At 52.7% G+C, this 25,343-nt stretch carries 24 protein-coding genes; 16 read left to right on the plus strand and 8 right to left on the minus strand.

Features of this window, described 5'->3' with window-relative positions:
• Positions 1–72 precede the first annotated feature (72 nt).
• The 8 genes from OGV74_RS10910 to patD all read left to right on the plus strand — a co-directional run bounded on the left by OGV74_RS10910 (position 73) and on the right by patD (position 7,911).
• Positions 73–249 carry a type II toxin-antitoxin system HicA family toxin gene (locus tag OGV74_RS10910; protein WP_003020221.1) on the plus strand — a complete coding sequence of 59 codons (177 nt, stop codon included), beginning with the start codon at positions 73–75 and terminating at the stop codon, positions 247–249.
• A 46-nt stretch (positions 250–295) separates the two neighbouring features.
• Positions 296–712, plus strand: a complete 417-nt coding sequence (locus OGV74_RS10915; protein WP_123924900.1) for a type II toxin-antitoxin system HicB family antitoxin — start codon at positions 296–298, stop codon at positions 710–712.
• 92 nt (positions 713–804) lie between these two features.
• Positions 805–2,214, plus strand: coding sequence for an aminotransferase-like domain-containing protein (locus tag OGV74_RS10920; protein ID WP_016150280.1), 1,410 nt, complete (start codon positions 805–807; stop codon positions 2,212–2,214).
• Positions 2,215–2,542: 328 nt separating this feature from the next.
• Positions 2,543–3,688, plus strand: a complete 1,146-nt coding sequence (gene ydcS / locus OGV74_RS10925) for a putative ABC transporter substrate-binding protein YdcS (protein ID WP_003020212.1) — start codon at positions 2,543–2,545, stop codon at positions 3,686–3,688.
• A 16-nt stretch (positions 3,689–3,704) separates the two neighbouring features.
• Entirely contained in the window at positions 3,705–4,721 is a 1,017-nt protein-coding gene (locus OGV74_RS10930) for an ABC transporter ATP-binding protein (RefSeq protein ID WP_003020210.1), read from the plus strand.
• Positions 4,722–5,666: an ABC transporter permease gene (locus tag OGV74_RS10935; protein ID WP_003843727.1), complete on the plus strand. Its 945-nt coding sequence runs from the start codon at positions 4,722–4,724 to the stop codon at positions 5,664–5,666.
• Positions 5,656–6,462 (plus strand): ABC transporter permease, encoded by an 807-nt coding sequence (locus OGV74_RS10940; protein ID WP_003020204.1) that lies wholly within the window; start codon positions 5,656–5,658, stop codon positions 6,460–6,462. Before OGV74_RS10935 ends, OGV74_RS10940 begins: the two co-directional genes overlap by 11 nt.
• Before the next feature lie 21 nt (positions 6,463–6,483).
• Positions 6,484–7,911: an aminobutyraldehyde dehydrogenase gene (gene patD, locus OGV74_RS10945; protein ID WP_086504108.1), complete on the plus strand. Its 1,428-nt coding sequence runs from the start codon at positions 6,484–6,486 to the stop codon at positions 7,909–7,911.
• A 196-nt stretch (positions 7,912–8,107) separates the two neighbouring features.
• Here patD and OGV74_RS10950 read toward each other — a convergent pair whose 3' ends face one another.
• Entirely contained in the window at positions 8,108–9,232 is a 1,125-nt protein-coding gene (locus tag OGV74_RS10950; protein ID WP_071696152.1) for a multidrug effflux MFS transporter, read from the minus strand.
• Positions 9,233–9,333: 101 nt separating this feature from the next.
• Here OGV74_RS10950 and OGV74_RS10955 point away from each other — a divergent pair, with 101 nt between their 5' ends.
• Positions 9,334–10,113 carry an AraC family transcriptional regulator gene (locus OGV74_RS10955; protein ID WP_071696151.1) on the plus strand — a complete coding sequence of 260 codons (780 nt, stop codon included), beginning with the start codon at positions 9,334–9,336 and terminating at the stop codon, positions 10,111–10,113.
• Positions 10,114–10,232: 119 nt separating this feature from the next.
• Here the strand turns inward: OGV74_RS10955 and yncL are convergent, their stop codons facing one another.
• Positions 10,233–10,328, minus strand: a complete 96-nt coding sequence (gene yncL / locus OGV74_RS10960) for a stress response membrane protein YncL (protein ID WP_071524268.1) — start codon at positions 10,326–10,328, stop codon at positions 10,233–10,235.
• Positions 10,329–10,520: 192 nt separating this feature from the next.
• On the opposite strand from yncL, the gene OGV74_RS10965 reads away from it, so the two are divergent.
• A complete protein-coding gene (locus tag OGV74_RS10965; protein ID WP_003020198.1) occupies positions 10,521–10,694 on the plus strand; it encodes a GhoT/OrtT family toxin in 174 nt (57 codons plus the stop codon).
• Between the two features lie 19 nt (positions 10,695–10,713).
• Here the strand turns inward: OGV74_RS10965 and OGV74_RS10970 are convergent, their stop codons facing one another.
• Genes OGV74_RS10970 through OGV74_RS10980 form a run of 3 tightly spaced genes read right to left on the minus strand, consistent with a single transcriptional unit; the run spans position 10,714 to position 17,163 of the window.
• Positions 10,714–12,876, minus strand: a complete 2,163-nt coding sequence (locus tag OGV74_RS10970) for a virulence factor SrfC family protein (protein ID WP_086504107.1) — start codon at positions 12,874–12,876, stop codon at positions 10,714–10,716.
• Complete coding sequence (locus tag OGV74_RS10975; RefSeq protein ID WP_061548290.1) at positions 12,873–15,854, minus strand: virulence factor SrfB; 2,982 nt, start codon at positions 15,852–15,854, stop codon at positions 12,873–12,875. Before OGV74_RS10975 ends, OGV74_RS10970 begins: the two co-directional genes overlap by 4 nt.
• A gap of 4 nt (positions 15,855–15,858) precedes the next feature.
• Positions 15,859–17,163 (minus strand): SrfA family protein, encoded by a 1,305-nt coding sequence (locus OGV74_RS10980; protein ID WP_286520788.1) that lies wholly within the window; start codon positions 17,161–17,163, stop codon positions 15,859–15,861.
• 282 nt (positions 17,164–17,445) lie between these two features.
• Here OGV74_RS10980 and OGV74_RS10985 point away from each other — a divergent pair, with 282 nt between their 5' ends.
• On the plus strand, positions 17,446–19,044 hold the full coding sequence (locus OGV74_RS10985; protein ID WP_048217763.1) for an ABC transporter substrate-binding protein: 1,599 nt from the start codon (positions 17,446–17,448) through the stop codon (positions 19,042–19,044).
• A gap of 17 nt (positions 19,045–19,061) precedes the next feature.
• The gene (locus tag OGV74_RS10990) at positions 19,062–19,295 is read left to right on the plus strand and encodes a YdcY family protein (RefSeq protein ID WP_003020183.1); all 234 of its coding nucleotides are present in this window, start codon (positions 19,062–19,064) and stop codon (positions 19,293–19,295) included.
• Between the two features lie 60 nt (positions 19,296–19,355).
• Here the strand turns inward: OGV74_RS10990 and OGV74_RS10995 are convergent, their stop codons facing one another.
• Complete coding sequence (locus OGV74_RS10995) at positions 19,356–19,805, minus strand: DMT family transporter (RefSeq protein ID WP_003836163.1); 450 nt, start codon at positions 19,803–19,805, stop codon at positions 19,356–19,358.
• Entirely contained in the window at positions 19,802–20,320 is a 519-nt protein-coding gene (locus tag OGV74_RS11000) for a GNAT family N-acetyltransferase (RefSeq protein ID WP_086504105.1), read from the minus strand. Before OGV74_RS11000 ends, OGV74_RS10995 begins: the two co-directional genes overlap by 4 nt.
• 37 nt (positions 20,321–20,357) lie before the next feature.
• Between OGV74_RS11000 and OGV74_RS11005 the strand changes: the two genes are divergently transcribed.
• The 4 genes from OGV74_RS11005 to OGV74_RS11020 all read left to right on the plus strand — a co-directional run bounded on the left by OGV74_RS11005 (position 20,358) and on the right by OGV74_RS11020 (position 23,711).
• The gene (locus OGV74_RS11005) at positions 20,358–20,933 is read left to right on the plus strand and encodes a helix-turn-helix domain-containing protein (protein WP_003020168.1); all 576 of its coding nucleotides are present in this window, start codon (positions 20,358–20,360) and stop codon (positions 20,931–20,933) included.
• Between the two features lie 58 nt (positions 20,934–20,991).
• Complete coding sequence (curA, locus tag OGV74_RS11010; protein ID WP_060854903.1) at positions 20,992–22,026, plus strand: NADPH-dependent curcumin/dihydrocurcumin reductase; 1,035 nt, start codon at positions 20,992–20,994, stop codon at positions 22,024–22,026.
• Positions 22,027–22,290: 264 nt separating this feature from the next.
• Entirely contained in the window at positions 22,291–23,352 is a 1,062-nt protein-coding gene (gene yncE / locus OGV74_RS11015) for a 7-bladed beta-propeller protein YncE (protein WP_003843717.1), read from the plus strand.
• A gap of 137 nt (positions 23,353–23,489) precedes the next feature.
• On the plus strand, positions 23,490–23,711 hold the full coding sequence (locus OGV74_RS11020) for a YgdI/YgdR family lipoprotein (protein ID WP_003020157.1): 222 nt from the start codon (positions 23,490–23,492) through the stop codon (positions 23,709–23,711).
• 41 nt (positions 23,712–23,752) lie between these two features.
• Here OGV74_RS11020 and ansP read toward each other — a convergent pair whose 3' ends face one another.
• Complete coding sequence (ansP, locus tag OGV74_RS11025; protein ID WP_003843715.1) at positions 23,753–25,195, minus strand: L-asparagine permease; 1,443 nt, start codon at positions 25,193–25,195, stop codon at positions 23,753–23,755.
• Positions 25,196–25,343: the final 148 nt, after the last annotated feature.

Raw genomic sequence — 25,343 nt, forward strand, 5'->3', positions numbered from 1 at the left:
TTAATAGCAAGGTAATTAAAAGGTAATCATAAATGTTTACTTTGTGTGTATAATAGACGACAGGGAGGCGCAGTGAAGCAAAGTGAGTTTAGACGCTGGCTTGAATCTCAGGGAGTTGCTGTTACAAACGGCTCAAATCATCTGAAACTGAGATATCAGGGAAGGCGTAGCGTTATGCCCAGACATCCAGGTGATGAAATAAAAGAAGCCTTGCGAAAAGCGATTATTAAGCAGCTTGACTTACAGTAATCATCATCACTACAAGGTTGATTATATGAGAGATTTTGAAAATCCTATGCGTTATCCTGTTACTCTAACACCGGCAGTGGAAGGTGGGTTTGTGGTTTCTTTCCCGGATATTCCGGAAGCATTAACTCAGGGAAATACTCGCCATGACGCTTTGCAGGCCGCGCAGGCGGCATTGATTACCGCTTTTGAATTCTATTTCGACGACAACGAGGCGATTCCACTCCCTTCGGCGGTTAGCGCTGAAGATGACTACGTAGAAATACCGCTGAGCGTTGCGTCTAAGGTTCTTCTGCTGAATGCCTTCCTTGAATCAAAAATCACCCAGCAGGAGCTGGCGAACAGGATCGGCAGACCTAAGCAGGAGATCACCCGTTTATTTGATTTAAAGCACACGACGAAAATTGATGCCGTGCAGATTGCTGCGCGCGCCTTAGGCAAAGAGCTGGCGTTAACGATGTTGTAAAACTGTTAACTATAACAGTTATAAAAAACACCCTGATTATGTAAACTGATATACACAGTGATTGTCACCGACACCGGTAATCGGGATCAAAAATGAAAAAGTACCAGCGACTGGCAGAGCAAATTCGTGATCAAATTGCGTCTGGCGTATGGCAGCCAGGCGATCGCTTGCCTTCCTTGCGTGAGCAAGTGGTCAGCAGCGGAATGAGTTTTATGACCGTCGGACACGCATACCAGTTGCTGGAAAGCCAGGGGCGGATTATCGCCCGGCCGCAGTCTGGTTATTATGTCGCCGCGCGCCCCGAACGTGAACTGGCAGCGCCGCAGGTGCAGGTCACGCGCGACGAAGCGGTGGATATCAATACCTATATTTTTGATATGTTGCAGGCCAGCCGGGATGCGTCAGTGATGCCCTTTGCCTCCGCATTCCCCGACCCGCGTCTGTTTCCACTTCAACAGTTGAACCGCTCGTTGGCACAGGTGAGTAAAACCGCCACCGCCATGAGTGTGATTGAAAACCTGCCGCCGGGGAATGCTGAGCTGCGTCATGCCATTGCCCGTCGCTATGCTCAACAGGGGATGACGATTTCACCGGACGAAATCGTCATCACCACCGGCGCGCTGGAAGCCCTCAACCTGAGCCTGCAAGCAGTCACTGAACCGGGTGACTGGGTGATTGTCGAAAACCCCTGTTTTTATGGGGCGTTGCAGGCCCTGGAGCGATTACGTCTGAAGGCGCTGTCGGTAGCCACCGACGTTAACGAGGGGATCGATCTTGCCGCGTTGGAGCAGGCGTTACAGGAGTACCCGGTAAAAGCCTGCTGGCTAATGACCAACAGCCAAAATCCGCTGGGTTTTACGCTCAGCGCAGAGAAAAAGGCGCGTCTGGTTGCCTTGTTGGAAAAATACCACGTAATGCTGATTGAAGATGATGTTTACAGCGAGCTGTACTTTGGCCGCGAAAAACCGCTACCAGCCAAAGCCTGGGATCGTGCAGACAGCGTTCTGCATTGTTCGTCTTTCTCGAAGTGTCTGGTGCCAGGATTTCGTATTGGCTGGGTGGCAGCAGGGAAACATGCCCGGCGTATTCAGCGACTCCAGCTAATGAGCACCTTATCTACCAGTTCGCCCATGCAGCTTGCACTTGTTGATTATCTTTCAACCCGGCGCTATGACGCGCATTTGCGACGCTTGCGTCGGCAACTGGCTGAACGTAAACAACAGGCCTGGCAAACGCTGCTGCGTCATCTTCCGGCGGAAGTCAAAATTCACCACAACGACAGTGGTTATTTTCTGTGGCTGGAGCTGCCGGAACCGCTTGATGCTGGTGTGCTCAGTACCCATGCGCTGGCACACCATATCAGCATTGCGCCGGGGAAAATGTTCTCGACCTCGGGAAGCTGGACACGTTTTTTTCGTTTTAATACTGCATGGCACTGGGGAGAGCGCGAAGAGCAGGCCGTAAAACAGCTTGGCAAATTAATTCGTGAAATGATGAAATAAACCATAACGCGCTATTCAATATAAATGAATAGCGCATTCTTATTTTCGAAATAGTGAATGCTGAACCACGGTATTATTTATATCGGGTGCGGCCATACAAAATATCAATAGTTAATACTATTGCCACCTCTGCGTCTAACTCCTTGTCTATACTCCAGAAGATTACCCCCTTGGTCAGAGTCTGTAGCGTAATGAGCGTTAGCTCACAACCTGATTAAATTTCCTTGCACCAGCAGGAACGCTTACCACACCCCGACTATTTTTAGAAAAGGACATATATTTACGGCAAGGCTGCCGCTCAATATTTTTTCGACAGGAGTAAGACGTTATGAGCAAGCAACTTGCCCTCAGTAGCCTGTGTGCCTTCAGCATGACGCTGATGACTGCGCAGGCAGCCGAACCCCCCACATCATTAGATAAACCGGAAGGCCGCCTGGATATTATTGCCTGGCCGGGTTATATCGAACGTGGGCAAACCGATAAACAATATGACTGGGTCTCGCAGTTTGAGAAAGATACCGGCTGTGCGGTCAATGTAAAAACGGCGGCCACCTCTGATGAGATGGTCAGCCTGATGGCTAAAGGCGGTTACGACCTGGTAACCGCTTCTGGTGATGCCTCACTGCGCCTGATAATGGGAAAACGCGTTCAGCCGATTAATACTGCGCTTATCCCTAACTGGAAAACCCTTGATCCGCGAGTGGTAAAAGGGGAGTGGTTTAACGTTGGCGGTAAAGTTTACGGTACGCCATACCAGTGGGGACCAAACCTGCTGATGTATAACACCAAAACCTTCCCAACGCCGCCGGACAGCTGGAACGTGGTATTCGTTGAACAAAATCTGCCTGATGGGAAAAGCAATAAAGGTCGCGTTCAGGCTTACGATGGCCCGATCTATATTGCCGACGCCGCATTATTCGTTAAAGCCACCCAGCCGCAGTTGGGTATTACCGACCCCTATCAGCTCACTGAAAAACAGTATCAGGCGGTGATCAAAGTCCTGAGCGATCAGCACGCGTTGATCCATCGCTATTGGCACGATACCACCGTGCAAATGAGCGATTTCAAAAACGAAGGCGTAGTGGCGTCAAGCGCCTGGCCTTATCAGGCTAACGCCTTGAAAGGCGAAGGTCAGCCAATTGCCACGGTCTTCCCAAAAGAGGGGGTTACCGGATGGGCTGATACCACCATGCTGCACAGTGAAGCGAAACACCCGGTTTGCGCTTACAAATGGATGAACTGGTCATTAACCCCGAAAGTACAGGGCGACGTAGCCGCCTGGTTTGGTTCTCTGCCAGTGGTGCCTGAAGGTTGTAAAGCCAGCCCGTTACTGGGTGAAAAAGGCTGTGAAACCAACGGCTATAGCTATTTCGACAAAATTGCCTTCTGGAAAACGCCAATTGCCGAAGGTGGAAAATTCGTTCCTTACAGTCGCTGGACGCAGGATTACATCGCCATTATGGGTGGTCGTTAATTCCGCTGGGGGTTTTATGACGTACGCAGTGGAGTTTCATAACGTCTCGCGTTTGTATGGGGATGTTCGTGCAGTGGATGGGGTGAGTATTGCGATTAACGACGGTGAGTTTTTCTCTATGCTGGGGCCATCCGGCTCCGGCAAGACCACCTGTCTGCGCCTGATTGCCGGGTTTGAGCAACTGTCAGGCGGCGCAATCACTATTTTTGGTAAACAGGCCAGCGAATTGCCGCCCTGGGAACGGGACGTCAATACGGTATTTCAGGATTACGCGTTATTCCCGCACATGTCGATCCTCGACAACGTAGCCTATGGGCTGATGGTTAAAGGTATTGATAAAAAACAACGCCACGCGAAAGCACGTGAAGCACTGGATAAGGTCGCACTCGGTTTTGTTTATGAACGTAAACCGTCGCAGCTTTCCGGTGGGCAACGTCAGCGTGTGGCTATTGCCCGGGCGCTGGTCAATGAACCGCGCGTCCTGCTGTTGGATGAACCGCTCGGGGCATTGGATCTCAAACTGCGTGAGCAGATGCAGCTGGAGCTGAAAAAATTACAGCAATCCCTTGGCATCACCTTCATCTTTGTCACCCACGATCAGGGTGAAGCCCTGTCGATGTCCGATCGGGTGGCGGTGTTTAATAACGGTCGCATCGAACAGGTGGATTCTCCGCGTGAACTTTACATGCGTCCGCGGACGCCGTTTGTGGCAAGTTTCGTCGGAACGTCAAATGTCTTTGATGCGACGATGTCGGCGAACGTTTGTGGGCTACAGGGTATGTTCTCCCTACGTCCCGAACACATTCGCTTGAATGATGCCGGAGGAGAAGTCCAGGCCCGGGGTGTTATTCAGGCGGTGCAGTATCAGGGGGCGGCGACGCGGTTTGAGCTGAAACTCGCCGGAGGGGAAAAACTGCTGGTTAGCCAGGCGAACCTGACGGGAGAAATGCTACCGTCAACGTTGTCGCCGGGTCAGCAGGTGATGGCATCGTGGTCCCGCGACGTGATGGTACCGCTGGTTGAGGAGAGGTGAATGGCTATGAACGTCTTACATTCGCCTCCACAGTCGACAAGCCTGAACCGGATCTCAGGTTACTTCTGGCGTAATCCGGGGATGGGGCTGTTTTTGCTGCTCCTTGGACCACTGATGTGGTTTGGCATTGTCTACTTCGGCTCATTACTGACGCTGTTGTGGCAAGGTTTTTATACCTTCGACGATTTCACTATGTCGGTCACGCCGGACCTGACGCTGGCGAATTTGCAGGCGCTGTTTAATCCTGCTAACTACGACATCATTTTGCGTACCCTTACGATGGCGGTGGCGGTCACCATTGCCAGCGCGATTCTGGCGTTTCCGATGGCGTGGTATATGGCGCGCTATACCAGCGGCAAAATGAAAGCCTTTTTTTACATTGCCGTAATGTTGCCAATGTGGGCCAGTTACATCGTTAAAGCCTATGCGTGGACGCTGCTGTTAGCTAAAGACGGTGTGGCGCAGTGGTTTTTAACCCATCTTGGGCTGGAGCCGCTACTGCTTTCGTTCCTGACGCTGCCTGCGGTAGGCGGCAATACGTTGTCGACTTCAGGCTTAGGGCGCTTTCTGGTGTTCGTCTACATCTGGCTGCCGTTTATGATCCTGCCGGTACAGGCCGCGCTGGAGAGACTTCCGCCGTCACTGTTACAGGCCTCCGCTGATTTGGGCGCGCGTCCGCGTCAAACCTTCCGCTATGTGGTCCTTCCGCTGGCAATACCCGGTATCGCTGCGGGATCTATCTTTACCTTCTCTCTGACGTTGGGCGACTTTATCGTGCCACAGCTGGTGGGACCACCAGGCTATTTCATCGGCAACATGGTGTATTCGCAACAAGGGGCGATCGGCAATATGCCGATGGCGGCGGCATTTACTCTGGTGCCGATTGTGTTAATCGCACTGTATCTGGCGTTCGTGAAGCGTCTGGGAGCTTTTGATGCACTCTGAACGCGCGCCCTGGTTACTCAAACTGGCGGCATGGGGTGGGGTTATTTTCCTGCACTTTCCCATCCTCATCATCGCCACCTATGCTTTTAATACTGAGGAGGCTGCTTTTAGTTTTCCACCGCAGGGATTAACGCTGAAGTGGTTTAGCGTTGCGGCGCAGCGTAGCGATATCCTGGAGTCTGTGACGTTGTCACTTAAGATCGCTGCGTTGTCGACCGCTATTGCCCTTGTTCTGGGGACGCTGGCCGCGGCCGCGCTGTGGCGAAGGGACTTTTTTGGCAAAAGTGCAATATCGCTGTTGCTACTGTTGCCGATCGCGCTGCCGGGCATTATTACCGGCCTTGCGCTGTTGACGGCGTTTAAAACCATCAACCTGGAACCGGGTTTTCTCACGATCGTAGTGGGCCATGCGACGTTTTGCGTGGTGGTGGTGTTTAACAACGTTGTGGCGCGTTTTCGCCGTACCTCATGGAGTCTGGTTGAAGCGTCTATGGATCTTGGCGCCAACGGCTGGCAAACCTTTCGTTACGTCGTGCTGCCCAATCTGGCATCGGCACTACTGGCGGGCGGGATGCTGGCGTTTGCCTTGTCGTTTGATGAAATCATCGTGACAACGTTCACCGCCGGACATGAAAGAACACTTCCTCTGTGGCTGCTCAATCAATTGGGCCGTCCACGGGATGTGCCGGTCACCAACGTTGTGGCATTGCTGGTAATGCTGGTGACAACACTGCCAATTTTAGGGGCCTGGTGGCTAACGCGTGAAGGCGACACTCTCGCCGGAAACGGTAAATAAACGACGATATGGGAAATTGCTATGCAACATCAATTACTGATTAATGGCGAGCTGGTCAACGGTGAAGGTGAAAAGCAGCCAGTCTATAACCCTGCCACTGGTGAACTCATTCTGGAGATTGCTGAGGCGTCAGCCATGCAGGTTGATGCCGCGGTGCGTGCGGCAGACACCGCGTTTGCCACCTGGGGGCAAACCACGCCGAAAGTCCGCTCTGAACTGCTGCTGAAACTGGCGGACGCTATTGCCGATAACGCGCAAACCTTCGCTGAGCTGGAATCACTTAACTGCGGTAAGCCACTGCACTGTGTCCTCAACGATGAAATTCCAGCTATTGTCGACGTTTTTCGCTTCTTTGCCGGGGCGGCTCGAACTCTGCAAGGACAGGCGGCCGGAGAGTATCTGGAAGGACATACGTCGATGATTCGCCGTGATCCGCTCGGCGTGGTGGCCTCTATTGCTCCGTGGAACTATCCGTTGATGATGGCGGCGTGGAAGCTGGCTCCAGCGTTGGCAGCGGGAAACTGTGTGGTGATTAAACCATCAGAAATTACCCCGCTGACGGCGCTTAAATTGGCCGAATTTGCCAAAGATATTTACCCGGCTGGCGTTATCAACGTCCTGTTTGGTCGCGGTAAAACGGTGGGCGATCCGCTGACCGGCCATGAAAAAGTCCGCATGGTTTCTCTGACTGGCTCCATTGCAACCGGTGAACACATTATTCAGCACACCGCGCCGTCAATTAAGCGCACACATATGGAACTGGGCGGCAAAGCCCCGGTGATCATTTTTGATGATGCCAATCTGGATGCGGTAGTGAGCGGCGTGCGGACCTTTGGTTATTACAATGCCGGGCAAGACTGTACCGCCGCTTGTCGAATCTATGCCCAAAAAGGCATTTATGACGCGTTGGTTGAGAAACTCGGCGCCGCGGTTGCCAGCCTGAAAATTGGTGCGCCGAACGACGAATCGACGGAACTGGGACCGGTAAGTTCGCAGGCACATCTTGATCGCGTGACTAAAGCGGTCGATGAGGCCAAAGCCCTGGGGCATATCAAAGTTATCACCGGCGGCAAGAAAGTGGATGACGCAGGCTACTACTTTGCCCCAACGCTGCTGGCCGGGGCGAAGCAAGAAGATGCCATCGTGCAGCGGGAAGTTTTCGGCCCGGTGGTCAGTGTGACCGTATTTGATGATGAAGACCAGGTGCTGGCGTGGGCAAATGATTCGAAATACGGACTGGCATCTTCCGTCTGGACCCGGGATGTTGGGCGTGCGCATCGCTTTAGCGCTCGCCTGCAATATGGTTGCACCTGGGTCAATACCCATTTCACGCTGGTTAGCGAGATGCCGCACGGTGGGCAAAAACAGTCTGGGTATGGCAAGGATATGTCGGTTTATGGGCTGGAAGATTACACGATTGTTCGCCATGTCATGATCAAGCATGAGTAATCTTTTAAGCGCGAGCGGTAAATGGGGCACGGATAGCTAAATCTCGGCAAACGTGTGCCTATACTATTCGCGCCACTGGCCTCGTCGCCATCGGACGGCGGTAAGTTGGAAATATCCGCGAGGTCAGGCTAATTGATAAAATAAAGCCCCAGCATATTGCCGGGGCTTTGTGCTTTCAGGAGCGCCATCGGGTTTATCAGCGGCCCAGGCTGCAAAGCCAGGCGAGTAGGGCACAGACGCTCAGTACTAGCCCCAGTTGTTGCACCATGCCTGCAAATCCCAGCATCATTCCCAGCAACAGGTAATAGCTTAATCCAAACAATGCCCCCGCGGCTCCGGCCTGTTCACGATAATGACGCAGCGCCTGACTCAGCACATTGGGAATGGCGATACCATAGGCAATCACCACGCCGAATACCGGAATCAGGATCCACGCAGAGTGCTGTAAGCACCACGCTACGAGACCTGACAACGCTGCCAGCGCACAGGCATAACGTACCAGTTGCTCCGGCGTCAGACCTGTCGTTAACAGTCTTTGGTTCAGCAGGCTACCCGACAGAGAAGCAAACGCAAGTAGCAACCCCGTCAAGCCAAAAGCTCTGGAACTCCATCCCAGTTGCCCAAAAAGAAACGGCGCCAGGCTGTAATAGCTAAACAGCATGGTGTTCAGTAGAGCAACCAGCATGGCGTTTTTCCACAGCTCATAGTCACGCGCCATGCGGGAGAGTAGCGCAGCAAGCCTTGGTCTGAGCGTATGTTCGGGCCGGGTTTCTGGCAGCATGGTTATGGTCAGCATCAGCAGTAGTAGCGCCAGCAGCACAAGGGCAACAAATACCCCGGTATGACCATACAAACTGACCAACCATCCTCCGCTTAGCAGACCGAAAACCGGACTCAATGCCAACGCGGCGCCCATCACAGAAAAGACGCGGGATAGCGCAGTTGATTCATAGCTGTCCCTTAGCATGGTCTGTACCACTACAGATCCGGCAGCCGCTCCAATGGCCGAGACCATCCGTGCCAGCAGCAGAACGCTGAAATCAGTGGCAACAACGGCCATGAGGGAACCCGTGGCGTAGCACAGGAGTCCAGCCATCATCGCCCGGCGTCGTCCGATGCAGTCGCTCAGCCATCCCCACATCGCCACGCCGACGGCGAAGGCAACAAAATAAACGGAGAGTGTTTGAGCCGCGCGCTCACTGCTGACGTGATAAGACGTCGCAATACCTGGCAATGCCGGGCTGTAAATGGTTTCCACCAGTTGTGGAAACATAATCAGGAGTGTGAGAAGCCACAGCGGCGGTCGATGAAGTGTGTTCATAGCAATATCCAGAGAAACAGAAAACAGGCGGGCATTATTGCTGAAAGGAAAATGTCGCATTACCATTATCAAGACTTTAAATGTCAAATATCGGACAGAAGATGAAAATTGCCCCGGATGATGCTTTTGATGCGGACAGCTTTGATAAACCGGTAATCGGGATTGCTTCCGAGATGGGCGTACACGATTCAGGACGGCACAGCCATCTTCGTCATCAGCTACTTTATTCGGCAGCGGGAAGCATAACGATTGAGCTGGAACAGGCGTTGTGTCTGCTACCGCCACGTCGTGCGGTCTGGATCCCAGCCGGTACGGTACATCGCGCCATAATGCGCGGCGTGATGGCTTATCGTTCTTTGTACTTCTCAACCACGTTGCCGTTATCTGATTTACCGCTGCAGATAGTCGACGTTAACCCTCTCTTTTTTGAGGTGATAGAACGTATGTCTTTCTGGTCATGGGAGATGCCTGCCGCGCAGCAGACCAGTCTCATAACCGTATTTTGTGAGGAAATGCGTGCCGCCCACAGTGAAAACTGGACATTGCAGTATCCCTCAGATCCGCGACTTAACGTGTGGCTTGAAGGATTACGCATGGGCGAACTGCCACCACGACTGAATCAATTGTCCCGACAGGTTGGGGCATGTGAAAGGACAATAGGTCGAATATTTACCCGGGATACCGGGATGAATTATCAGGACTGGCGGCAGCAATTTAGGCTGTTAAAAGCCATGGAGATGTTGGCTGACGGATGCCATATCAGCCAGGTCGCGCAATATCTGGAGTTTGTCAGCGACAGTGCTTTTATTGCTTTCTTCCATCAGCATACCGGCACAACGCCAGGCCGTTATTCAGGCAATATAATGCCGCAGAAGGATTAGGGGTATTACATATTAAGGATAATTTACCTGGTGATGGCAGAGTGGGAAGATCGTTTACTGATGGCAGAGAGATGAACCTCTCTGCCAGCGGACGCTGCAATTAATCAAGAAGAGTTACATCAAGCAAACCAGCCGAACCTTGCGGAAATCAGACTGAAAAGTCCTACAGCAGCAAATATATTTATCAGCACCACCGTTTTACTGGAAACATTCATTTGTGCCACCTTTCGTTTTAACCCATATGGGTATAGTACGGGTTATAACTATCCGCAATAGTACGAATTCTGAACATAATGAAAATGGGTTGTTTTACAGCCGCTTTTCTTAAATTAATTAATAAAACTTGATGTAAGTCATAAAAAAGAGCATATTGCGCGCGATTTCACCTTTCGGCCCGGATGCCTTACATGTCTTTGTACCAAAAAATGTTGGTTTTTTATGCGGTGATGGCCGTTATCACGGCAATCATCACCTGGTTTCTTTCCCGCGATAAAAAGCGAATTCGCTTTCTCAGCGCGGTATTAGTCGGTGCGACCTGGCCGATGAGTTTTCCCGTCGCGTTAATGTTCTCTCTCTTCTGATGACGGCGTAAACACCGCTTCAGGCGGAAAGCAGGGCATCTAATCGCTTTTTGTCGACTTCGCTGACATCCTGTGGATGCTGATACCCCACGTTCTCATTCGCACGGGTATACAAAGCGACCAGCCAGTCGTATACGTAGCGGCTTGCGCCGTGCGAAGGTTGTTCATCCAGCTTCGTCAGGCGTAACATCGGCTGTTGCTTCGGCGCGCTAAAAATAGCCGATCCTTTCAGGATCCTGCTGGCAGGCCGCTGCTCCTCAGCAACGTCGGCAAATCCAAGCCAGGTAATAAAATCACCGATATCGGCGTATACCTGCGCGGCACAGACGTTTTCGCGCTGCATAATGCGCTGTAAGCGTTGCGGCATCTCCAGGCGATAGCTGGTGGTGACGAGGATGTCGGCAACCTGTCTTAACGTACGGGGATCGAGTCGTAAACGGCGGGCATTATTTTCATCGCGACACCACTGGCGCACGTGGTTAATCCACATTTTGTGAGCCTGATATCCGGTCTCCTGGCTTTCCGGTGAGTGCATTGTGTCACGCACCTCGGCAAACAGGTCAATCTCTTCATTAAATAAACCACTTACCTGCTCCTCGCGCGGTTGCTGAATACGCAGCAGCGATTCAAAAATGCGCATCGGCGGGAGCAAACCATCCAGCAGTTCGCCATGCTTTGCCGCCTGAGCCTGTAGCTGGCGGATCACTGACTCATTGCTTGCTGATTCGGTCTCAACGGGATTAATCCAGCCGATTAGGGTTTCGCGTACGCGCTGCTGGTGCTGTTCACGCAGGGAGGTCAGCCTGGCCTGGCGCTGCTGTGGTGAGGTTGCCTGAGTCAACCATTCGACGAGGCGTTGTAAGCTGTGTTTATCCAGCGCCTGCAGCGTGCCCCAGTGCAGTCCGGGTTTGCCCATTAATTGCTGCACGGATTCGTCAAGATTTTGCTGGGTACTAAAACGCGCATCCTGCGGGGTAATGGCCCAGACCACGCCTGGCAATGCGGCGTCGTGGACGGGTTGAGTATCGTTAACCCAGCCCAATAGCTTGCGGGTGATGGTGGGCGTCTGGGCGCGGGTAGAGACAGCGTTGCAGATTAAGAGCACATCCGGTTGCAGGTGTTGGCGGTAATGTTCCAGCATCCAGCCTAATTTTGCCTGCCACAGTGGATGCGGGTGAGTATCCGGGGCGAGGGGAATATCGAGCAGATCGACATTCTCCAGCACCGCGTCTTCAACCGTCAGGACCAGTTCGCGCGTGAGCAGCGCCAGTGACGACAAAGAAAGGCTGACTGCATTGAGCAACTGATGATTTTCAATCGGATGAACCACCAAATCGCTTTGCGCCTCATTATTGCCGGTCAATGCCACCTGGGTCAGGAAACTTTCGGCAGGTAAACCAAAATGATCAACCAGCAGACTCAGCGGGGCCGCTAATTCTTGCGCGTGTCCGGTTTGTTGCAACGTGTGCGCCAGAGTCAGCCACTGCTGCGTCAATTCTGGTTGTTCTCCCCACAGTAGTGCCCAGGCGTTTGCCCGGGTAGTCAGATCCAGTGCGGGCAGCAACGTGGCAAACTGGTGCCATAGCGCATCGTCAATTTGCTGCTGGTTTGCCGGTACGCAGGAGCGCCAGAAACGACCGATTGCCGCAACATCATGTGCGGTAATGCCCGGCACAGGGTGACGCTGACGCAGCGTTTGCCATTTTTCCAGGCGCGCCTCAATAATCGATTTCTCGACCTGCCGGTTATCCGGGAGCGCGCTGAACTGGGTGATAAATAGCTGTACCAGTTCCGCTTCACTGAGTAACCGCAGACGCAACGGCCATTCGCTATCATGCTGATTTTCATCGCGCGTAAAGCGGATCACCATATTGGTTGGCGCATGGCCAGGATTAATATGCGAGAAATAATCAAAGCTGCGATCCGGAGTAACAATATTCACTTTGCCAGTGGCATTGCTGCACAATGCCGCAAGCAGATGTGCTTTTGCCGATTGTGAATGTCCGTATAACCCTATACATCCTTGCGATGAAAAGGTTGTCTCCAGCGCAGATTCACTCACTGCGGCTAGCGTAAGCTGTGCCAGCAGGGCATCCGCTTCATCATCAAGACGCGCCGCACGTTGACGGGTATCTACCACCCACTCGATGGCGGCCTGCGCGGTATTTAACATCTTACTCATTTCAGGTACACGCTCCCGCTATCGATCCAGTAATGGCTTCCGCTATGGCGACGGTCTGCCAGCGTATTCAGTTTTAACGTTAAGGCATTGGCGGCAACGGGGGTGCCATCCTGTAACCAGGCATCGCTTAGGACGAAGAATTCTGGGCCACTCTCTTTGCTGCCGCCGCGTAGCTGCAGCCGTACATTCAACACGCCATCTCCGGCGATGGTTTTTGCCAGTTCGGCGGAATTTATGCTGAGCGTATACAGCGGCGTGGCAGGCCAGCGGCTGTTTGCCAGTTGCCGGAATCCTAACGTCACGTTGCCACGTAACGGGAAGTGCAACCGGGCATCCAGCTTCGCACCGGGTTTATCCAGATCAATATCGTGATACCAGATGTTCTCATCGCGCAGGGTATTGACCGTGTTATCCAGTACGCCAAGATAACGTACGGTCGAGTAAGCGCCGATATCGGCAGCTTTAAAGTTAAAACGCGGCAAACGCAAATCTAGCGCCAGGCTACACAGCATGGCGCCGACTGCCGCGGTGGATTTGGGATTACCAATCCGCCCTTGTTGGCTGAACGGATACCACTCATGCACGCGGTAGTTATCCATCCAGATCATACGGTTAACCGGAACAGGTTGCAGATGGCGGATCAACGCCTGCACGCCCGGTAAACAGGCGGGCCTGCCGGTCACTAATAAAATATCGCAGCGATAATGTGAAATAGCCTCACAAACCGCGTGCAGCGGGGAAGTCAGGGTAAATTGCCCCGCTAACAGAGCTTCTTGTAACTGCCTGAACTGTACCTGCAACGGCACGCTCAGAACATCAAACGCTGGCGAACCTGCTGGCAACGCATGGTCGATAGCCTGCTGGATGTAGTTCATCACGTTGCGCGTTGGTCGTTGGCTCAGGAGTTCTCCGAATGTGGCATGCAGACCAGCGACCGGATCGTTAATATCGCTTTGTTCCCAGGCACTGAGTACCGCATGACCGAGCGGCATAAAGAGCTGCAATGCCGTTTGTTGACGCAAAATCGCCTGGGTATCGATGCGACCGGAATCGCCAAACAGCGTGGCCAGTAATGCAGCGGCATCGGTCACGCCAGCTTGTTGTAAGCGGGTTTGCAGCGCAGGCAACACGCAACGCTGAATCACGTCCAGAAGCATGTCATCGCCTGCCACCTTAAAACCCTCACGGAACAGCAAATGCGGGGTAATTTTAACGTTCGCGCCGACGCCGTCATCAAGCTGATAATGGACGACGGCCATATCCGTTGTCCCGCCGCCAATGTCGATCGATGCCACGCGCAGCGCCCGACCTTTAGTCTCACCGGGTTCCGGCAAACGGTCCGGGCGGGCAAGGGCGTTAAAGAATGATTCGGTGTGGCCATCGTAGTGAGAGATAGCCTCGTTATACAGCCACACCAGTTGCCCGCAACTGGCTTCATCCCATTCCATCTGAATTTCAGGTACGGGAACCACACTCTTTTCCTGCTGTTTACGGGTAGTGAAGTCTTCATCCTGCGGGTGCCAGCCCATTGCTTTCCAGACCAGGGCAATAGCTTCAAACATGCGCAGGCGGAAAATCTCGCGTTCCTGTTTGGGCATCGCCGACGGTAGGGTCAGGATCAGCGTCCGTAACTGACGAGGAGATGCCGGGAATCCGAGGCGCAAACGCGTCGCTACGCTGTTAATTTGCCCCAGCGCCTGGGCCAGTATTTCGCATAACATATGCGTCATCAGCGTACTGCGGCTGTATTGCGGTGAGAATACCGGCAGACGATCGTCCTGCGGCAGGCTGAACAGCGGTTGCCCGTCATCGTTCATCAGGTTCATCAGTGGGAAGGCGGTAGCCAGCGGTTCGCGCTGGGTTTTTCCATTCATCTGGCTAAAGCGCCAGTCATGTAACACCGGCGTTTCATCCCACAGATAACGGCGCGGGCTGGAGATCCCACTATTGCCCTCGGTGCCCATACGCTGCATTGCCAGCTTACGGGCTTCATCACCCACACGCACAATCGACGGCCAGATAAAGGCGTCATCACGTCCGCTCTCAACGGAAAAATGCTGCTTACCAAAGCGAGCTTCGGAAAACTCCAGCCGACTGGTGAACAGCGGATCGTTGAGGAACTGCGGCTCGCTTAACGAACGGACCTGCAATTCAGCGGTCTGACGCAGCCCGTCATTGGCATCCCCGTGATCTTCAATCAGGACGCCACAGGTATGGGTATTACCGATATCTAAAATAAGATCGACGGGAATAGCGGGTGTGCTAAGGGTATGTGTAACCAGTTTCACTTCCGGGACAGAAAGCTGCTCGCCTAACAGGGTCAGCACATTCAGCCAGTGCGCCTGGTATTCAAAGTTACGCAGCGCCAGCTGGATCTCTTGTTCTGAGCGATTCTCATGTTGGGTGACATGGTGCATAAAAGATTCGCGCAACCAGCCGTCAATCCAGGTCTGGTCAAGGAAATCAGCAATTTCGCTGTCATGCCAGGCCAGCGCGAATCGTGTCCCGTTGAGCAGGTCGTTTTCATTGGGCGTTAACGCTGCAGGGGCATTTTCAGTGAGCTGGCTATCCAGCGCCACGGTAACGCGGTGGGTGTTGCCCGCGCTGTCGGGTTGCGCCAGTTTTCGTACCTGCACGCGCGCCCAGTTATCCGGGCCTTCAACAAACGTGCGCGGTGGGTTAAAGCGCAGAAACGGCAGCGGCAGCCAGACACCGTCGAGGACATCCAGAGAATAATGCAGCGTCTGGGTACTTTCCGGTTTCACCACTTCGGGCTGACCGCCAGTGCTGCCAGGCAAGGTATAGCGACCCGTTGCCAGATCGAAATCCAGCCGTAGCAGGGGACCGTTTGCCGTTTTGCGCACAAAGCGGCCATGGTGCGCAGATTCCTGCGGCGTCAGGCCAAAATCCAGGAATTGAACACCGCTATTGGCGATGAGCGTCACGCTCTGCTTGTAATCACACAGATTCACCAACATAGAATCAGGCACCTATCTTTTTGATTGTCAGAGGGATTTCCGCGTGATCGTCATAACGCGCGGTACAGGCGGCGACGTCGTTGGTTCCCGCTTTGCAGGTAATTTCAGGCATCGGATAACGTGACCCGTCTGTACAACGGGCATTGCCGCGACTCTTAATCATTAATTCACCCGACTGGTGCAAACCGGAGAAAATCTCGGCACGACAAACAATATTGTCACCATGAACCACGCGAGCAGTGCCTTTATTAGCCTGGATCTGATAGCGCAGCGACGGCGCTTTGCCGCTCACCGGATCTTTAACATCGACCAGGACGCGCCAGTTACCATTGAGGAAACGCGTCGTTCCTGCCTTCATCTGATTGGCATCCATCACCAGCGCATCTTTTGGAATCGCGGCGATCACCACCGGTCCTTCTACAGGTTTCTCTTTCTTCGCAGCTGGAGTCACTTCAGCACGATGCAGGGGCAGTGCAGATGCCAGTGCTGGCAGCGGTGCCATATCAATCTTAGCGACTTCAACAGCGGCGGCTGCGGGTACGGGCTGGGTGGTCTGTACCCGCAGCAGCGGCCCAACGATGGCGGCAATGATGACTGCGGCAACGGGCAGGCTCCACAGAGGCAGGCGGCGCGCAGGTTTCTCTTGTGCCAGCGGCGGTGTAACCTCCGGTTCGTTAACTATAACCGGTGGCTGTGGTTCGGGTTCAGCCGGTTTAGCCAGCTCGACGACTGGCGTCAATAAAGGCGCATCAGCCTCGGCGAAGGTGATTTCCGGGGGGATTTCTTCTTCCTGTTCCGGCTCTGCTACGGTAACGACAGGAGGAATATCGGCAAGTCGCAGGCAATCGAGCACATCGTCGCGGGGATTTTCATTCAGATTGACGAAGCCCCAGAACGTAATAACGGGTTTGCCATCAACCAGAAACACGTGGTTTTCACCGGGAAACTGGATGGCTTTTTCGAGCAGAGAGCCAAACAGCTGTAGGGAGGTTTTTCCCGACTGCAGGCTTTTACGGCTCAGAGCCGCCGCATTTTCCAGCGTGCTCCCCAGATAGCGCAGCGCACGAAAACGTGCTTCTTCATCAGCGGCTTTCCACGCCACGGCTTTCCCTTCTATCGGGGAATACCAGTCAACCCGATCGCCGTTGTCGTTAATTTGTGGGATCGCCAAACAATCCACCATCGCCTGCTGTTTACGCAGACGAAGCGTTTCACGTATTTGCAATGCTGAATCAAACACGGCCTGACCACCGCCGCCCACGGCCTGATAGTCATCCAAATTGCCGCTGCGCAAGAGAGTTTTTGCCACGTTGTTACCCCTTAGACTTCTTCACGTATCTACTTTACGTTTTATAAAAACGAGCAAACGGAGAAAGAGAGGCAAAAAGGGGCTAATTTTCATGGCATAGAGTGCCGGGAAAAATCTTGACGTTTTGAAAAAGACTTAAGGGAAATTAATTCGCTTAGGGTGATGAATTATTCAGCGAAATACACCTGATTAGAATAACCTGATAGTGATTTGTTATTGGTCAGTTTTTGTCAGCTATGCTCTGATATCTCGGTTAATAATAAAATAAGAAGGCTTATAACCATGATTGCAAGGAAAACGTTACTCGCGCTGGCTCTCAGCACCGTCATACCGTCAGGCGTTGCGTTCGCGGCCAATACTGACACCATCATCTATTGCTCGGAAGCATCGCCGGAGTCATTTAACCCGCAAATTGCCAGTTCCGGTCCCTCATTTGTGGCCAGTTCACAAGTGCTCTACAACCGACTCATCAACTTTGATCCGGTAAAGAATACCCCGGTACCATCTCTGGCAACGGACTGGACGATTTCTCCTGACGGTAAGACTTATACCTTTACCCTGCGTCAAGGCGTGAAATTCAACAGTAATAAATTCTTTAAACCGACCCGCGACTTCAACGCTGACGACGTGATTTTCTCGGTATTACGGCAGAAGGATGCCGATCATCCGTATCACAAGGTTTCTCAGGGAAGCTATGAATACTTTAACGATGTCGGTCTGGATAAACTGATTAAAGAAGTGAAGAAGCTCGATGATTATCACGTTCAGTTTGTCCTGAATGAACCTAACGCTGCGTTTCTTGCCGACTGGGGAATGGATTTTGCCTCGATTCTCTCTGCGGAATATGCCGACGCGATGCTGAAAAAAGGTACACCGGAAAACGTCGACAACTGGCCGATTGGCACCGGGCCTTACGTGCTGCAGCAGTACAAGCAGGACTCGCAAATCCGCTATCTTGCCAACCCTAACTACTGGGATGGCGCCGTTCCAACGAAACACCTGATCTTCTCAATCACGCCAAACGTCCAGACGCGGCTGGCAAAACTGCAAACCAATGAATGCCAGATAATCCCAGCACCTGCGCCCGTACAGTTTGACGAGATTAAAAAGAATAAGGATTTGACGCTGCATTCGGTTGACGCGCTGAACGTCGGGTATCTGGCATTTAATACCGAGAAAAAACCGTTTGATAACGTACTGGTGCGTCAGGCGCTAAACTACGCGACCGATAAAAAGGCCATTATTAACGCCGTCTTCTTAGGTTCCGGTACGGTGGCAAAATCGCCGATTCCACCGAATATGATGGGGTTCAATAAAGATCTGCAGGATTACGCTTACGACCCGCAAAAAGCGAAAGACCTGCTGAAGCAGGCTGGACTGGAAAATGGCTTTGAAGCGACGCTGTGGTCAATGCCGGTCCAGCGCCCATACAACCCGAACTCCCGACGGATTGCCGAGATGATCCAGAGCGACTGGGCAAAGGTGGGCGTGAAGGCGAAAATTGTATCGTACGAGTGGGGTGAATATCTCTCCGGAATGCGTAAAGGTGAGCACGACACCGCGTTGTTTGGTTGGATGTCAGACAACGGCGATCCGGATAACTTCGCCGATGTGCTGCTGGGCTGCGACAGCATAAAAACCGGATCTAACGCCGCGCGCTGGTGCGATAAAGAGTATAATTCGCTGGTTGAAAAGGCGAAACTGGTGAGCAAACCGGAAGAGCGCGCCGCGCTTTACCAGCAGTCACAAGAGATTTTCTATCAGCAGGCTCCTTGGATAGCCCTGGCAAACGGTAAAACGTTCTACGCTACGCGTAGCAACGTCAGCGGATACAGCGTTAGCCTGATGGGCAGTGATTTTTCAAAAGCAAAATTAAATTAATGAGTTAAGGAGAGGTTATGTCGCATCTGGATGAGGTCAGCGCACGTGTTGATGCCGCCATTGAGGAGAGCGTCATTACGCATATGAATGAATTGCTGATTGAGCTCAGCGATGATGTCGCGTTGAGCCGGGAAGACCGCTATACCCAGCAACAGCGTTTGCGTACGGCTATCGCCCATCATGGCCGTCAGCATAAAGAAGATATGGAAGCCCGTCGCGAACAGTTGACCAAAGGCGGCACTATTCTTTGATATTTCCTCGCCGGATCTTATCCGGCCTACAGGCGCGTTCTGTAGGTCGGATAAGCGCAATTAAAACGAACGTCTCGCCACCAGCCATGCCCCGATCACCAACATTACCGCGCCACAAATTGGGCCCACTAGCGCCCGTAGCGGCACGCCGTGACTGCGCAGAATATCCAGTATCAGTCCCCCGATAAGCTGGCTGGCAACCAGTACCGCAATCGTCGTGGCAGCGCCTACATTTTGATATCCACTAATGCTGGCGAAAACAAAGAACGATCCCAACAAGCCGGGGATGAGTGTCCACCAGCGTATGCTGGAAACCAATTCACCAAACCCTGCTAAACCTTGCTTAAACCACAATATGCTGACAAACAGCACGATCCCGACCAGCGAGTTAAGTAACATGGCGATAAGGATCGTCGAGGACGTCTGCGTAATGCGCACCATCAAGGTATTTTGCACCACCAGACCAATACCCGCCGCAATCAGAAAGGAGAGGGTCAGCGTCTGGTTCATCTAAGGGTATCCGGTTCACGACGATCGTCTAACTGCAACTGCATGAAGGTCAGATCCAGCCACCGCCCAAATTTGGTTCCAACCTGTGGCATTTGCGCGGTGGTTTTAAAGCCCAGCAAGCTGTGCAGATGCAGTGATGCCTGATTCTGAGACTCAATACCTGCCACCATGACATGCTTGCCGCATGCGCGGGCTTCGTCTATCAGTCTGCTGAGTAGTGCTCGTCCGAGTCCTTTTCCCTGATGTTCTGGATGGACATACACCGAATGTTCAACGGTATGACGGAAGCCATCAAAGTTACGCCAGTCGCCAAAGGAGGCGTATCCCGTAACCACGCCATTCTCTTCACTCACCAGTACCGGATACCCCATCAATTGTCGGGATTCATACCAGGAAATACGGTTTTCGGCATCGACCGTTTGATCATTCCAGATAGCCGCCGTATGCAGTACCGCATGGTTGTAGATTTCTGCAATGGCGGCGCAGTCTTCTTTGCTGGCAAATCGAATTGACATGTTGAACCTCAGGGCTTGTTCACTATAGTATTACAATATGAATACTATTGAAGACAGTATAAATCAACGGATCAGTGCAAGAATTCGCATTGAGCGGGAATCTCGCGGTTGGTCACTCACGGAACTTGCCGAGCGCGCGGGCGTGTCGCGGGCGATGATCCATAAAATAGAACGCGGCGAGAGTAGTCCAACGGCTACGCTGCTGGGTAGACTTTCCGGTGCGTTTGGCATCAGCATGTCTACCCTGATTGCGCGGGCTGAAATGCAGGAGGGCAAGCTGCTGCGCTTCGCTGACCAGCCCGTCTGGCACGATCCGCAAAGCCACTATCTGCGCCGCCATGTTTCACCGCGCAGCGATCTACCTATCGATCTGGTGCAGATTGAATTACCCGCCGGAAGTGATATCCCGATGCCAGCTTCTTCCTATGTGCAGGCCAGACAACTTATCTGGTTACAGCAGGGGGAATTAGTCTTTGTGGAAGGGGACATACGCCATGAAATGCAGGCAGGTGATTGCCTGGAACTTGGCCCGCCGAATGACTGTCGGTTTATCAATGAAACCGCGAAACCCTGCGTTTACCTGGTTGTGCGGTTAAACCACGTCGTCAGCTAAATAGCAGGCGCAGACTGCTACTATTGATGGATTCATGCCAAAAGCAGAGGAGCACATCATGGGTCAACAGACTAATCGTAACCGTCGCTGGGTACTGGCTTCCCGTCCACATGGCGCGCCAGTCCCAGAGAACTTCCGTCTTGAAGAAGATGAGGTGGCATCCCCGGGCGAAGGCCAGGTTTTGCTGCGCACTGTTTATCTTTCCCTCGATCCCTACATGCGTGGCCGCATGAGCGATGAGCCATCTTACTCACCACCAGTAGAGATTGGCGGTGTTATGGTGGGTGGTACCGTAAGTCGCGTGGTGTCATCCCGCCATCCGGACTACCAGCCAGGCGAATGGGTATTGAGCTACAGCGGTTGGCAGGACTATGACATCTCCGACGGTAACGGACTGGTGAAGCTTGGCGCTCATCCCGAACATCCCTCCTGGGCGCTGGGTGTTATGGGTATGCCGGGGTTTACCGCTTATATGGGCCTGCTGGATATCGGTCAGCCGAAAGCGGGAGAAACGCTGGTGGTAGCCGCCGCAACCGGGCCGGTTGGCGCAACGGTTGGGCAGATCGGTAAGCTTAAAGGCTGTCGGGTAATCGGTGTGGCTGGTGGGGCAGAGAAATGCCGACATGCCACAGAGGTGCTGGGCTTTGATGTTTGCCTCGATCACCACGCACAAGATTTTGCGCAACAACTGGCAAAAGCCTGCCCGCAAGGAATTGATATTTATTATGAAAACGTCGGCGGAAAAGTATTTGATGCCGTTCTGCCATTGCTCAATACTTCAGCGCGGATTCCGCTTTGTGGCCTGGTCAGTGGTTATAACGCAACGTCGCTTCCGGCCGGACCTGACAGATTACCGCTGTTAATGGCAACGCTGCTGAAAAAGCGTATCCGGATGCAGGGTTTTATCATTGGTCAGGATTATGGTCACCGCATTCAGGAGTTTCAGCGGGAGATGGGGCGCTGGCTTAAAGAGGACAAAATCCACTACCGCGAGCAGGTGACCGACGGTCTGGAAAATGCGCCACAAATCTTTATCGGTCTGCTGACCGGCAAAAACTTCGGCAAGGTAGTTATTCGTCTTGCTGAGGATTGATGCGTAAGAGCGGAAGACTGTGAATGTCTGTAACCAGGCCTGCTTCGTACGAAATGTAGGCCTAGTAAAATGCCAATGACGTTATCTGGATGAAAAGCGATTATTCATGGAGAAAATGAGAAGGTTACAACCCGAAAGCGAATAAATACTCCACATTGAGATAAATAATGATTACTATTCTCATTCTTAAAAAGGCAAAACCATGATTTTGCTCATTGAAGCTATGTGAAGCAGTAACAAACGAATTTATCAAAGGGAGTCGTCATGTCTTTACGTCATCTGTTTTCACCGCGTCTGCGTGGTTCTTTACTGTTAGGTTCACTGCTCGTTGCATCATCTTTTACTACGCAGGCTGCAGAAGAACTGCTGCGCAAAGCCGTCGGTAAAGGCGCTTATGAAATGGCATACAGCCAACAAGAGAACGCGCTGTGGCTGGCGACCTCACAGAGCCGCAAACTGGATACCGGCGGGGTGGTTTACCGCCTTGACCCGGTCACCCTCGAAGTGACTCAGGTGATTCATAACGATCTCAAACCGTTTGGTGCCACCATCAATAACGCCACGCAAACGCTGTGGTTCGGCAACACGGTAAATAGCGCGGTAACGGCGATGGATGCTAAAACGGGCGCGGTGAAAGGACGTCTGGTGCTGGATGCGCGTAAGCGTTCTGAAGATGTTCGCCCGCTGCAGCCGCGTGAGCTGGCCGCAGATGACGCCACTAACACGGTATACATTAGCGGTATTGGTAAAGAGAGCGTGATTTGGGTGGTGGACGGCGACGCCATTAAACTGAAGGACACCATCCAAAATACCGGCAAAATGAGCACCGCTCTGGCTGTCGACAGCAAGGCTAAGCGCCTGTACACCGCCAATGCGGACGGTGAATTCATTACCATCGATACCACCACCAACAAAATTATCAGCCGCAAAAAACTGCTGGATGATGGGAAAGAGCATTTCTTTATCAACCTGAGCCTGGACACAGCGGGCAACCGTGCATTTGTCACCGACTCTAAAGCGGCGGAAGTGCTGGTAATCGACACCCGTAATGGCAACGTACTGGCAAAAGTCGCCGCGCCGGAATCCCTTGCCGTGCTGTTCAACCCGACGCGTAATGAAGCCTACGTGACTCATCGCCAGGCCGGTAAAGTGAGTGTGATCGACGCGAAAAGCTATAAAGTCGTCAAAACATTCGAGACCCCAACATTCCCGAATAGCCTGGCGCTCTCTGCCGATGGTAAAACCCTGTACGTCAGCGTGAAACAGAAATCTACCCGCGAGCAGGAAGCTACCCAGCCGGACGATGTTATTCGTATTGCGCTGTAAAAAATCAGGAGGGGGAAACCCCTCCTGTCATTTCTCTAAACCCCACGATACGCCTCGTTACACCCCGCCAGTAGCCCGACCCACTTCAGGGACTTACACTACGCCCTCAACGGCTAACTGAATAACACGGGAATACCATGAAAAAGCCATTTATCTGTCTTTGTGCAGGCGTAATGCTGTTTACTCTGGCAGGATGCACCACTGATTACGTCATGACGACCAAAAGCGGACAAACCATTACCACCCAGGGTAAGCCAAAACTGGATAAAGATACGGGAATGACGAGCTATACCGATCAGGATGGAAACGCGCGGGAAATTAACAGCAACGATGTAGCGCAGTTGATTGAAGCGAACTAAAAAAGAAGGCCTGAAGGGTTAACCTGTCAGGCCTTCAGCCATTACGGCGCGGTGCGGTGGATTTCCGCGACGCGCTTACGCACGCCGAACCAGCCTGCCACCAGCAGGATGGCAATCAACGGTAATGACGCGATAGTGTAGGTGCCGTTTGGATAGTCAAACGCCATCAACACCAGCACGCTCAACAGGAACACCAGGGTTAGCCACGAGGTAAACGGAGCGCCCGGCAGTTTAAAGCTAACGTCTGCCGTTTTACCTTCTTTTATGGCCCGGCGCAGACGCATCTGACAGACCATGATAAAGCCCCACGACGCAATAATGCCCAACGACGCGAAGTTCAACACGATCTCAAACACCTGCGACGGCACCAGATAGTTAAGAAATACCCCGACGACATAGACGACCAGCGTGGCGAGGATCCCCGCCCAGGGTACCTGTTGGCGGCTCATTTTAGCCATGAATTTCGGCGCCGATCCGCCCATCGACATGGAACGTAAAATACGTCCGGTACAGTACAGCCCAGAGTTAAGGCTGGAAAGCGCCGCGGTGAGCACCACGATATTCATGATACTGCCGATATACGGCACGCCCAGTTTGGAGAAGAAGGTAACAAACGGGCTTTGCCCTGCCTGATAGGCATTCCACGGCAGTAACAGAACCAGCAGCACGACAGAACCCACATAGAACAGACCAATACGCCAGATAACGCTATTGATCGCTTTCGGCACCATGGTTTGTGGATCTTTGCATTCTCCAGCAGCGGTGCCCACCAGTTCAATGGAGGCAAACGCGAAAACCACCCCCTGAACCAGTACCAGCGCCGGCAGCAAGCCATGTGGGAAGAATCCACCGTTGTCGGTGATCAGGTGAAAACCCGTGGCGTTACCATCCAATGGCTTTCCAGTGCCTAAAAAGACGGTACCCACCACCAGGAAAATCACAATCGCCAACACTTTGACCAGTGCAAACCAAAACTCCATCTCCGCGAACCACTTCACGCCGATCATGTTCATGGTGCCGACAATGGCCAGCGCGCCGAGGGCGAATACCCACTGCGGTACATCACCAAATGCGCCCCAGTAATGCATATACAACGCCACCGCGGTGATATCGACAATGCCGGTCATCGCCCAGTTGATAAAGTACATCCAGCCAGCCACATAGGCGGCTTTCTCACCTAAAAATTCACGGGCATAGGAGACAAAGCTGCCGCTGGAAGGGCGATGTAAAACCAGTTCGCCAAGCGCGCGCAGTATAAAGAACGAAAAAATACCGCATACCAAATAAACCAGCGCCAAAGCAGGACCAGCCATCTGCAAGCGTGCGCCAGCCCCTAAAAACAACCCGGTACCAATTGCGCCGCCAATGGCGATCATCTGTACCTGTCGATTTCCCATCGCTTTGTGATACCCCTCTTCGTGGGCATTCAACCAGCGTCGTTTCGCCGCATGTTGTTCCGCGGCTTGCGTGTTGTTTGTGTTCATTACTTTTCCTGTTGACCTGACAAAAATACAAATCCTTTTTGCCGCACCTGCTGCGGCGAAAACAGCCTTACCCTTCATTGTGTTACGGGGGAAAACTGCCGGCCGAGCATCCTACATTCAATTGTTCGGTTCCGCAAAGCCCCGATAA

Origin of the sequence: Citrobacter sp. Cf116 (assembly GCF_030336505.1) — a bacterium.
Lineage (GTDB): Bacteria > Pseudomonadota > Gammaproteobacteria > Enterobacterales > Enterobacteriaceae > Citrobacter > Citrobacter freundii.